Annotated in this window: 8 protein-coding genes; 4 read left to right on the top strand and 4 right to left on the bottom strand. The window is 65.2% G+C overall.

The window, feature by feature from the left end; translation table 11 throughout:
* Window positions 1–110: 110 nt before the first annotated feature.
* The gene (locus PZL22_RS03295; RefSeq protein ID WP_284718475.1) at window positions 111–2,123 is read right to left on the bottom strand and encodes an acetyl-CoA carboxylase biotin carboxylase subunit; all 2,013 of its coding nucleotides are present in this window, start codon (window positions 2,121–2,123) and stop codon (window positions 111–113) included.
* A 12-nt stretch (window positions 2,124–2,135) separates the two neighbouring features.
* Window positions 2,136–3,668, bottom strand: coding sequence for an acyl-CoA carboxylase subunit beta (locus tag PZL22_RS03290; protein WP_003530600.1), 1,533 nt, complete (start codon window positions 3,666–3,668; stop codon window positions 2,136–2,138).
* Window positions 3,669–3,821: 153 nt separating this feature from the next.
* Between PZL22_RS03290 and PZL22_RS03285 the strand changes: the two genes are divergently transcribed.
* The 4 genes from PZL22_RS03285 (at window position 3,822) to mmsB (ending at window position 8,529) form a co-directional block, all read left to right on the top strand.
* On the top strand, window positions 3,822–5,240 hold the full coding sequence (locus PZL22_RS03285; RefSeq protein WP_003530598.1) for a helix-turn-helix domain-containing protein: 1,419 nt from the start codon (window positions 3,822–3,824) through the stop codon (window positions 5,238–5,240).
* Window positions 5,241–5,356: 116 nt separating this feature from the next.
* The gene (locus tag PZL22_RS03280) at window positions 5,357–6,499 is read left to right on the top strand and encodes an isobutyryl-CoA dehydrogenase (protein ID WP_164819063.1); all 1,143 of its coding nucleotides are present in this window, start codon (window positions 5,357–5,359) and stop codon (window positions 6,497–6,499) included.
* 12 nt (window positions 6,500–6,511) lie between these two features.
* A complete protein-coding gene (locus tag PZL22_RS03275; RefSeq protein ID WP_003530594.1) occupies window positions 6,512–7,582 on the top strand; it encodes an enoyl-CoA hydratase/isomerase family protein in 1,071 nt (356 codons plus the stop codon).
* A gap of 50 nt (window positions 7,583–7,632) precedes the next feature.
* Entirely contained in the window at window positions 7,633–8,529 is an 897-nt protein-coding gene (mmsB, locus tag PZL22_RS03270) for a 3-hydroxyisobutyrate dehydrogenase (RefSeq protein WP_003530592.1), read from the top strand.
* Window positions 8,530–8,559: 30 nt separating this feature from the next.
* On the opposite strand, the gene PZL22_RS03265 is transcribed toward mmsB, so the two are convergent.
* Together PZL22_RS03265 and PZL22_RS03260 are read right to left on the bottom strand one after the other, a co-directional pair.
* Window positions 8,560–9,309, bottom strand: coding sequence for an SDR family oxidoreductase (locus PZL22_RS03265; RefSeq protein WP_127594972.1), 750 nt, complete (start codon window positions 9,307–9,309; stop codon window positions 8,560–8,562).
* A 19-nt stretch (window positions 9,310–9,328) separates the two neighbouring features.
* A complete protein-coding gene (locus tag PZL22_RS03260) occupies window positions 9,329–10,804 on the bottom strand; it encodes a mannitol dehydrogenase family protein (protein ID WP_248447441.1) in 1,476 nt (491 codons plus the stop codon).
* Window positions 10,805–10,964: the final 160 nt, after the last annotated feature.

The following is a 10,964-nucleotide window of genomic DNA, read 5'->3' as shown; positions in this document are numbered from 1 at the left end:
CTGCCGCGCTGACGAAGTCCCCTCTCCCCGCATGCGGGGAGAGGGTTAGTCCTCGGGTTAAACCCGAGGAGAGGGGCAAATCGGAAAGGCGACGCGCCCAGTTCCTCCCATCACTCGAACTCCATGATCAACTCGTCCACCGCCAGGCTCGCGCCGGCTTCGATCGCCACGCGCTTCACGATCGCACGCTTTTCCGCCCGCAGAATATTCTCCATCTTCATCGCCTCGACGACGGCGATCGCCTGTCCGGCCTCGACCGTTTCGCCGGCCTTGACCGTGATCGATGTCACCACCCCGGGCATCGGGCAGAGCAGCATCTTCGAGGTGTCCGGCGGCAGCTTCTTCGGCATCAGCCGGGCGAGTTCGGCAATGCGCGGGCTTCTGACCCCTGCAACGACGTCGATCCCGCGCCAGCGTAGCCTTATGCCCGGGCCGGCGAGCTCGACCTTCACACGCATGGGCTGATTGTCGATGTTGAAAGCGGCGCGGGTGCGGCCGGGCGCCCAGTCGGTTGCGACGGAAACGGATGTCCCGTCGGCAAAGCGGACATAGGTGCCGTCGGCGGAAACCTCGCATGTGACCTGAATTTCGTGACCATCGAGACTCGTCACCCATTCATGGCCGACGACCCGGCGGTGGTTGCCGATGGTGCCCGAAATGCGGCTGGCGCGCTCCTGGAGCGTCTGGTTGACCGTCGCCGCGACGGCGGCGAGCTTGCGTGCGGATGCATCGTCCAGCGCCACCCCGTGGAAACCGCCGGCAAATTCCTCGGCGATATAGGCGGTGGTCAGCCGCCCCTCATGGAAACGCTCCTGCTGCATCACGGCTGCGAGGAAGGGCAGGTTGTGACCGATGCCCTCGACCTCGAATGCGTCGAGCGCGTCCGCCATCGCCCGGACCGCCGTCAGCCGGTCCGGTCCCCAGGTGCAGAGCTTGGCGATCATCGGATCGTAATACATCGAGATCTCGCTGCCTTCGAAGACGCCTGTGTCGTTGCGGATGACGGTGCCGTCCGCCTGCGCGCCTTCCTCGGGCGGGCGATAGCGCGTCAGCCGGCCGATCGACGGGAGGAAATTGCGGTAGGGGTCTTCCGCATAGAGCCTGCTTTCGATCGCCCAGCCGTCGAGCTTCACGTCTTTCTGGGTGAAAGCCAATTTCGCGCCGGCCGCGACGCGGATCATCTGCTCGACCAGATCGAGGCCGGTGACGAGTTCCGTCACGGGATGCTCGACCTGAAGCCGGGTGTTCATCTCGAGAAAGTAGAAGTTGCGGCCGGCGTCCACGATGAATTCGACGGTGCCGGCCGAGTGATAGCCGACGGCCTTTGCCAGGGCGACCGCCTGCTCGCCCATGGCGCGGCGCGTCTTCTCGTCGAGAAAGGGCGAGGGCGCCTCCTCGATGACCTTCTGGTTCCGCCGCTGGATCGAGCATTCGCGCTCGCCGAGATAGAGGATATTGCCATGCTTGTCGCCGAGCACCTGAATCTCGATGTGGCGGGGCTCGGTCACGAATTTCTCGATGAAGATGCGATCGTCGCCGAAGGAGCTCTTCGCCTCGTTCCTGGACGACTGGAAACCCTCGCGTGCCTCCCGCTCGTTCCAGGCGATCCGCATGCCCTTGCCGCCGCCGCCGGCGGAAGCCTTGATCATCACCGGAAAGCCGATCTCAGCGGCGATGCGCGCGGCCTCGTCCGCATCCTCGATCAGCCCCATATGGCCGGGAACGGTGAAAACGCCCGCTTCGGCGGCGAGCTTCTTGGAGGTGATCTTGTCCCCCATCGCCTCGATCGCCCGGACCGGCGGGCCGATGAAGGTCACGCCATCCTTCTCGAGAGCCTCGGCGAAAGCGGCGTTTTCGGAGAGGAAGCCGTAGCCGGGGTGAACGGCATCCGCCCCGGTCCTGCGGATCGCCGCGAGGATATTCTCGATGACGATGTAGGATTGGCTGGATGGGGATGGGCCGATATGGACGGCCTCGTCCGCCATGCGCACATGCATGGCGTCGCGGTCGGCATCCGAATAGACGGCGACGGTCGGAATGCCGAGCGCCTTCGCGGTGCGGATGACGCGGCAGGCGATTTCACCACGATTGGCGATGAGGATCTTTTTGAACATGTGTCCCATCGGGTTCTCCCGTCAAAGCGGGATGGTGTCGTGCTTGCGCCAGCGGGTCTCGACCTGCTTGTTGCGCAAGGAGGCGAAGGCGCGGGCGATGCGGCGGCGGGAGGAGTGCGGCATGATCACCTCGTCTATGAAGCCTCGCTCGGCGGCGACGAAGGGATTGGCGAAGCGCTCTTCGTATTCTTTCGTCCGGGCCGCGATCTTCTCGGGATCGCCGAGTTCGGAACGGTAGAGAATCTCGGTCGCGCCCTTGGCGCCCATCACGGCGATCTCGGCCGTCGGCCAGGCGTAGTTCACGTCGGCTCCGATGTGTTTGGACGCCATGACGTCATAGGCGCCGCCATAGGCCTTGCGCGTGATCAGCGTCACCATGGGGACCGTCGCCTGGCTATAGGCGAAGAGCAGCTTGGCGCCGTGCTTGATGACGCCGCCATATTCCTGGGCGGTGCCGGGCAGGAAGCCGGGCACGTCGACCAGCGTCAGGATCGGGATAGAAAAGGCGTCGCAGAAGCGGACGAAACGCGCGGCCTTGCGCGAGGAGTCGATGTCGAGGCAGCCGGCGAGAACCATCGGCTGGTTGGCGACGACGCCGACCGTCTGGCCCTCGATGCGGATGAAGCCGGTGATGATGTTGCGGGCGAAGCTTGCCTGCAGTTCGAAGAAATCGGCCTCGTCGGCAATGGCGAGGATCAATTCCTTCATGTCGTATGGCTTGGCGGCACTGTCCGGGATCAGGCTGTCGAGGCGCATCTCCAGGCGTCCCGGATCGTCATGGAAGGGCCGGACCGGCGGCTTCTCGCGGTTGTTGAGCGGCAGGAAATCGAAGAGCAGGCGCACATGCTCGAGGGCCTCGATGTCGTTTTCGTAGGCGCCGTCGGCGACGGACGATTTCGTCGTGTGCGTGCGGGCGCCGCCGAGCTCTTCCGCGGTGACGATCTCATTGGTGACCGTCTTCACGACGTCCGGGCCGGTCACGAACATGTAGGAACTGTCGCGCACCATGAAGATAAAGTCGGTCATCGCCGGCGAATAGACGGCGCCGCCGGCGCAGGGGCCCATGATCACCGAGATCTGCGGAATGACGCCCGAAACCTCGGCATTGCGGCGGAAGACCTCGGCATAGCCGGCGAGCGAGGCGACACCCTCCTGGATGCGGGCGCCGCCGGAATCGTTGAGGCCGATCACCGGCGCACCGTTGCGCGCGGCCATGTCCATGATCTTGCAGATCTTCTGGGCATGCGTCTCGGAGAGCGAGCCGCCGAGGACCGTGAAGTCCTGGCTGAAGACGTAGACCTGGCGGCCGTTGATCGTGCCCCAGCCGGTGACGACGCCGTCGCCGGGGATCTTCTGGCCAGCCATGCCGAAATCGACGCTGCGATGCGTCACATACATGTCGTATTCTTCGAAGGAGCCCTCGTCCAGAAGCACGTCGATGCGCTCGCGCGCCGTCAGCTTGCCCTTGCCGTGCTGCGCAGCGATGCGGCGTTCGCCGCCCCCCGCCCGCGCCTCGGCCCGTCGGGCTTCCACCTGTTCAAGTACCGCGCGCATCGCTCTCCTCCCGTTTTTTGCTGATTGTGCAGAGGCTTGCCGACCTTCGCAATAGCGCCGAAGGCCGGATGGAAAAACGGCCGATCATGTGCAAAGGTGAAACATACAATATTGCGAAGCGCAAATTGCAAAATTGCGAAACGGGCTGCGAGCATGGCGATCGGCAAGCTTTATATCGGCCGCAAGGTCAGGGATCTGAGGGATGGCAACCGACTGACCCAGGGGCAGTTCGCCGAGCGCATCGGCATCTCCACGAGCTATCTCAACCAGATCGAGAACAATCAGCGTCCCGTATCGGCGGCGGTACTGCTGGCACTCGCGGAGAAGTTCCAGATCGACATCGCCGAGCTTTCTTCCGGCGAAAGCGACCGGCTTCTCTCGGCGTTGTCGGAGGCGCTGAGCGATCCCTTGTTCGAGACCTATTCGCCGAGCCTGCAGGAGCTGAAGCTCGTCGCCCAGAATGCGCCGGGGCTCGCCCATGCGCTGATCTCCTGCCACCAGGCCTATCGGCGCAACAGCGAGCAGCTCGCCAGCATCGACGACACGATCGGCCGCGGCGCTTCCTTCGTCGAGACGACGCCCTATGAAGAGGTGCGCGACTTCTTCCACTTCGTCGACAACTACATCCACGAGATCGACATGCTTGCCGAGACGCTCGCGGGTGAGCTCGGTCTCGGCGATGGCGACAACCACGCGGCCCTCGCCGCCTATCTGGAAGCGTGCCACGGGATACGTGTCGTGCGCGGGGCAGCGGGCGACGAGGCGATCCGCCGTTTCGATCCGCGCGCCCGCCTACTCACGCTCAATCCTTACGCGCCGGCGGCGACGCGCGACTTCCAGCTCGCATTGCAGATCGCCCAGATGCACGCCCGCGAGGAGATCGACCGTGTCGCGGGAAGCGCCGGCTTCCGCACCGAGGAAGCCTATGAGATCTGTCGAATCGGCCTGCAGAACTATTTCGCCGGCGCGCTGATCCTGCCCTACCAGCCGTTCCTGAAAGCCGCGCGCGATCTGCGCCACGACGTGGAGCTTCTTGCTGCCCGTTTCGCTGCCTCGCTGGAGCAGGTCTGTCATCGGCTTTCGACGTTGCAGCGGCCCGGTCAGAAAGGCATTCCGATCTTCTTCGCGCGGATCGACCGGGCCGGCAACATCACCAAGCGCCACAGCGCCGCCAAGCTGCAATTCGCCCGTTTCGGCGCGGCCTGCCCGCTCTGGAACGTGCACCAGGCCTTCGAGACGCCCGGCCGGATCATCCGCCAGCTTGCCGAGACGCCGGATGGCGTGCGCTATCTCTGCCTTGCGACCCAGATCACCAAAGGCGGCGGCGGCTACCGTGCCGCCCATCCCCGTTATGCCTTGGCGCTCGGCTGTGAGATCTCCTACGCCGATGCCTTCGTCTATGCGGACGACATGGACCTCGGCAACCGCGCCGCCTACGATCCGATCGGAATTTCCTGCCGCATCTGCGAGCGCACCAGATGCGCGAGCCGTGCGGTGCCCCCGCTCAAGCGCAAGCTGATCGTCGATCATGACATGCGCGGCGCTCTGCCGTATCGTCTGAGTGAGAGCTGAACTCCCGCTCTGTTCGTTTTTGAACAGATACTGTGAGAATTTACGCCTGTGCCTGTACGGCATTTATTGTAACTAGGCCATACACCATCACTATGCGGGTCAGGGAGGACATGCATATGGATTTTCGCCTGTCGGAGGAGCAGGAGGCCATCCGCACGATGGCGCTCGATTTTGCGCGGGACGAGATCGCGCCCCACGCCGTCGACTGGGACCAGCAGAAGCACTTTCCCGTGGAGACTTTGCGCGCGGCGGCTGCGCTCGGAATGGCCGGCATCTATGTCCGCGACGACGTCGGCGGAACGGGACTTACCCGCATCGACGCGGCGATGATCATCGAGGCGCTCGCGACCGGCTGCCCCGCGATCGCCTCCTTCGTTTCGATCCACAATATGTGCGCCGGCATGATCGACCGCTACGGCACGGACGAGCAGCGCCGGCTTCTGCTTCCACCGCTTCTCACGATGGACGTACTGGCGAGCTATTGCCTGACGGAGCCCGGCTCCGGCTCGGACGCGGCCGCGCTCAAGACAAGGGCGGTGCGCGAGGGTGACGCCTATCTGCTTACCGGCCAGAAACAGTTCATTTCCGGTGCCGGCGAGTCCGGTCTTTATATCGTCATGGCGCGCACGGGCGAGGAGGGGCCGAAGGGGATCTCCGCCTTTGTCGTCGAAAAGGACGCTCCGGGGCTCACCTTCGGCGCCAATGAGAAGAAGATGGGCTGGCATGCCCAGCCCACGCGGGCGGTGATGCTCGACAATGTTCGCATTCCCGTCGAGAACCGCCTGGGGGCCGAGGGCGAGGGCTTCAGGATCGCCATGGCCGGCCTCGATGGCGGAAGGCTCAACATCGCCGCCGCCTCGCTCGGCGGCGCGCAATCCGCTTTCGACAAAGCGCTCGCCTACGTCCAGGAGCGCCGGGCCTTCGGGAAGGCGATCGGCGAATTCCAGGCGCTGCAGTTCCGCCTCGCCGACATGGCGACGGATCTGGAAATCGCCCGGACCTTCCTCTGGCGGGCGGCCTGCGCCCTCGATGCGGCGGACCCGGAGGCGACGAAGCTCTGCGCCATGGCCAAACGTTTTGTCACAGATCGCTGCTTTGCTGTCGCCAATGACGCACTGCAATTGCATGGCGGCTACGGCTATCTCGCCGACTACGGCGTCGAGAAGATTGTCCGGGACCTCAGGGTGCACCAGATACTCGAAGGTACCAACGAGATCATGCGGCTGATCGTGTCGCGTGCGATCATGGGACGGAAATAGGAAGGATTTTCGATGGAGATGCAGACCACGCTTCCGGAGGTCATTGTCGAGCGCCAGGGCGCGATCGGCAGGCTGCGGCTCAACCGTCCGCGCGCACTGAACAGCCTCAATCGCACGATGATCCGCGCGATCGCTGCGGCGCTGACCGAATTCGAGCGCGACCCGGAGATTGCCGCAGTGCTTGTCACGGGCGAGGGCGAACGGGGCCTCTGCGCCGGCGGCGACATCCGGATGATCTACGAAAGCGGCCGCGAACGGCCTGGCGAAGGTGCGCAGTTCTGGCGCGAGGAGTTCATCGTCAACAGCCGAATTTCAGCCTATTCCAAGCCCTATATCGCGATCATGGACGGGATCGTGATGGGCGGCGGCGTCGGGGTTTCCTCCCATGGCAGCCATCGGATCGTGACCGAGAGGACACGCTTTGCCATGCCGGAAACGGGGATCGGCTATTTCACCGATGTCGGCGCGACCTGGCTCCTGCCGCGCGCGCCCGGCGAGTTCGGTACCTATCTCGGGCTGACGGGCCGCGACATCGGTGCGGCGGCGGTCATCCATGCGCGGCTCGCCGACAGTTTCGTTCCCTCCGAGAGGATCGGCGAGCTCCTCGGCGCGCTCTCCTCGCTCTCCGCCTCGGCCACGGCCGATGACGTTTCGGCGGCGATCCGCGCCGTTTCGAGCGAGCCCCCGGCATCGGCCCTGCTGGACCACCTGTCCGTCATCGACCGTTGCTTCGCCTTCAATGCCGTGGAGGAGATCTTCGCGGCGCTGGAGAAGGACGAGTCGGATTTCGCGCGCGAGACGCTCGAACTCCTGAAGACCCGATCGGCGATCAGCCTCAAGCTGACGCTGTCGCTCTTAAGGGTAGGGCGCTCCAGCGCAACGCTCAACGAATGCCTCGAGCGGGAATATGCCGCGACCCTCGGCATGCTTTCCAATCCGGATTTCTACGAGGGCGTCAGGGCCGCGGTGATCGACAAGGACCGGAATCCGAAATGGTCGGTCGGGCTTTCGGAAGCTACCCCCGATCTGCTCGCCCGTTTCGGGAGGAATGACGGCGCGGCGCTCTTCGCCGGGAAGGCATAAGGCCCGCGCGGGCGGTTCGTGACAGGTTTCAGTTGAGGAGGAGAGGCAAGATGACGAAGATCGCCTTTATCGGGCTTGGCAACATGGGCGGACCGATGGCCGCCAATCTGGTGAAGGCAGGCCACGCGGTGACCGGCTTCGACCTGTCGGAAGCCTCGCGCAATGCCGCCGCCAAGACGGGCGTCTCGGTCGCCGGCTCGATCGCCCAGGCCGTGCGTGAGATGGAATGCGTCATCACCATGCTGCCGGCGAGCGCGCATGTCCTTTACGTATGGGACGAACTGCTCGGCTTCGTCGATCCCGGCACGCTTCTTATCGACAGTTCTACGATCGATGTCGAAAGCGCGCGCAAGGTGCACGGCTTTGCCGAAAAGGCCGGCTGCCCTTCGCTCGACGCGCCGGTTTCCGGCGGCACGGCGGGCGCGGCGGCCGCTACGCTGACCTTCATGGTCGGAGGAAGCGAGGGCGCCTTCTCGCGCGGAAAGCACCTGCTCGAAGCCATGGGCAAGAAGATCGTCCATTGCGGCGACGCCGGCGCCGGCCAGGCGGCGAAGATCTGCAACAACATGATCCTCGGCGTTTCCATGGCGGCGGTCTGCGAGGCCTTCGTGCTCGCCGAACGGCTCGGCCTCTCGCATCAGGCGCTCTTCGACGTGGCCTCTACCTCGTCGGGCCAGTGCTGGTCGCTGACGACCTATTGCCCGGTGCCCGGCCCGGTTCCGGCCTCGCCTGCCAATGGCGGCTACAAACCGGGTTTCGCCGCGAGCCTCATGCTGAAAGACCTGAAACTCTCGCAGCAGGCCGCCAGCGCCAGCGGCGCGGCGACGCCGATGGGTGCACAGGCGACGCAGCTTTACAGCCTCTTCGAGAAGCTCGGCCACGGGGCAGAGGACTTCTCGGCGCTGATCCACCTGCTCAGGGGGAACGAGGAGGCGAAAGAGGGGTAGGGCTCCCCCGGTTGCCGGCACGCACCGTCCTCACATCTGCACGGTCATCCCGCCGTCGACGGTGAGCGTGATTCCGTTGACGAAGCTCGCGGCCGGCGAGGCTAGGAAGACGGCGGCGGGGGCGATCTCTTCCGGCCGCCCCCAGCGCTTCAGCGGAATGCGGATGTCGACGAAGGCCTTGAGCGCCGGATCGGCTGCGAGATGCGCATTGGTCTCGGTTGCAAACCAGCCGGGCGCGATCGCGTTGACGGTGAGATTGTCGGCGCCGAGTTCGACGGCGAGCGAGCGCGTCAGTGCGGCGAGCCCGCCCTTCGCCGCCGTATAGGCGGGATCGCCGGCCCGCGCCGCAAAGGCGGCGATAGAGGTCACGAAGATCAGCCGCCCGGCCGCGGAACGCCTGAGATAGGGAAGGGCGGTCTTTGCCACGGTGTAGGCCGCGGTCAGGTCGATGTTCAACAGAGCCGCAAATTCGTGCGGTTCCATCGCTTCCGTCCCGCGGCGGTCGCGTTCGCCGACCGCGTGGATGAGAATGTCGAGGCCGCCCGTCTTTTCGACCGCAGCGGCGATAATCGCCGGGGCGTCGCGGGTTATGTCGCCGGCCGCAATCCCGATCTCGATGGCGTCGCCGTGGAGCCGCTTGCGCGCCTCTTCAAGGCCTTGGCCGGTGCGGCCGTTGATCACCGTCCAGGCGCCGGCCCCGGCAAGCGCCTTCGCCATCTCCAGTCCGAGGCCGCGTCCGCCGCCGGTAACCAGTGCCGTTTTGCCGCTGAGATCGAACATGGCCATCCTTCGCTTGCCCTTACCGCCGAAAACTTCGAAGCGTTGCCGCCGACCCGTTCCGGAGGAGTCCATCCAGCGCCTTGATCAGGGCGGCGCGAAATGGGGCGCTCGCCGGAAGGTCCGTGCCGAAGACGTCCGTCATCGTCAGGAAGGCATCGATGATGCGATCCGGCTCGTCAATTCCCTGCGCAAGCGCGGCGATCCGGGCAGCATGCGGATCGCGCACGTCGATGGGACGGCCCGCCTCGTCCAGGCCGCGCGCATAGCGCATCCAGGCGGCAACCCCGAGCGCCAGCCGGTCATAGCCGGCCCCTGCCCGCAAGCGGTCGCGGATCGAGCCGAGGAGGCGCTGCGGCAGCTTCTGCGAGCCGTCCATGGCGATCTGCCAGGTGCGGTGGCGAAGCGCCGGATTGCAAAAGCGCTGAAGGAGTTCGGCCCGATAGGCCGGAAGGTCGAAGCCGGGCAGTTGCGGAAGGGTGGGGCTCACCTCGTGGCGCATCAACCCTTCGACCAACGCTTCCATGCCTGGAAGGGCCATGGCGTCCGCCACGGTCTCGGCACCGGCGAGATAGCCGAGATAGGCGAGCGTGGAATGGCTCCCGTTCAGAAGCCGGAGCTTCATGAACTCGAAGGCGGAGACGTCTTGGACGAAGAGCGCTCCCGCCTTTTCCCAGGCCGGGCGGCCGAGCGGGAAATCCTCCTCGATCACCCATTGCCGGAAGGGTTCGGTCATGATCGGCCAGGCATCTTCGAGCCCCATTGCTGAGGCGACCGCTCTCCGGTCGCTGTCGGTGGTGGCCGGAACGATGCGATCCACCATGGTCGAAGGCGACGCGACGTTGCGGACGACGGCGGCGAGGGCGGGATCGCGCGCTTCCGCGAACTGCGTGACGATACGCTTCAGGACATGGCCATTCCCCGGAAGATTATCGCAGGAGAGCAGCGTGAAGGGCGCGATACCGGCGCTGACGCGGCGCGAAATCGCCTCGACGATGAAGCCGATCGCAGATCGCGGCCGCGCGGGGTTTGCGAGATCGTGGACGATGTCCGGGTGGCCTTCGTCGAGCGTGCCGGTTGCCGGGTTATGGCAATAGCCCTTCTCGGTGATCGTCAGCGACACGATCCGTGTGCCGGGATCCGCCATGCGGCGAAGGACGGCTTCCGGGTCCTCCGGCGCGCAAAGGAGCTCGACGACACTGCCGACCACGCTGAGATCGGAGCCTTCGCCGTCCTGGACGGCGAGGGTGTAGAGCCCGTCCTGCGGTTGAAGCGCGTCGCGGGTCTCCGGGCTGCGCAGCGAGACGCCGCAGATGCCCCAGGACGGATCCTCGGAGAGCAGCGCATCGGTGTAGACGGCCTGGTGCGCGCGATGAAAGGCACCGATGCCGAGGTGGACGATGCCGACGGTGACTGTCCCGAGGTCGTAATGGGGCCTTTTGACGGTGCGCGGCAGGCTGCCGATCGTCTTTTTCGAAAGCTGCATCAGAAGGCCCATCCTTTTCCGGGACCTGCTTGTCCTGTGCCTGCTTGTCCTTTGCCTGCGACCGGCATCGCGTTCGCGGGCTGCAATGTTGCGCCTCGCGCCGTGAATCGCGTGGCAATCACCGTCACGTATTTGGGGTGTCTGGCATCCACGCGGCTTCCTCCCTGCGTCA

The sequence above is a fragment of the Ensifer meliloti genome, from assembly GCF_030064585.1.
GTDB classification, from domain to species: domain Bacteria; phylum Pseudomonadota; class Alphaproteobacteria; order Rhizobiales; family Rhizobiaceae; genus Sinorhizobium; species Sinorhizobium meliloti.
The sequence above is the reverse complement of the archived record's forward strand: the minus strand, read 5'-3'. Positions and strand labels throughout refer to the sequence as shown.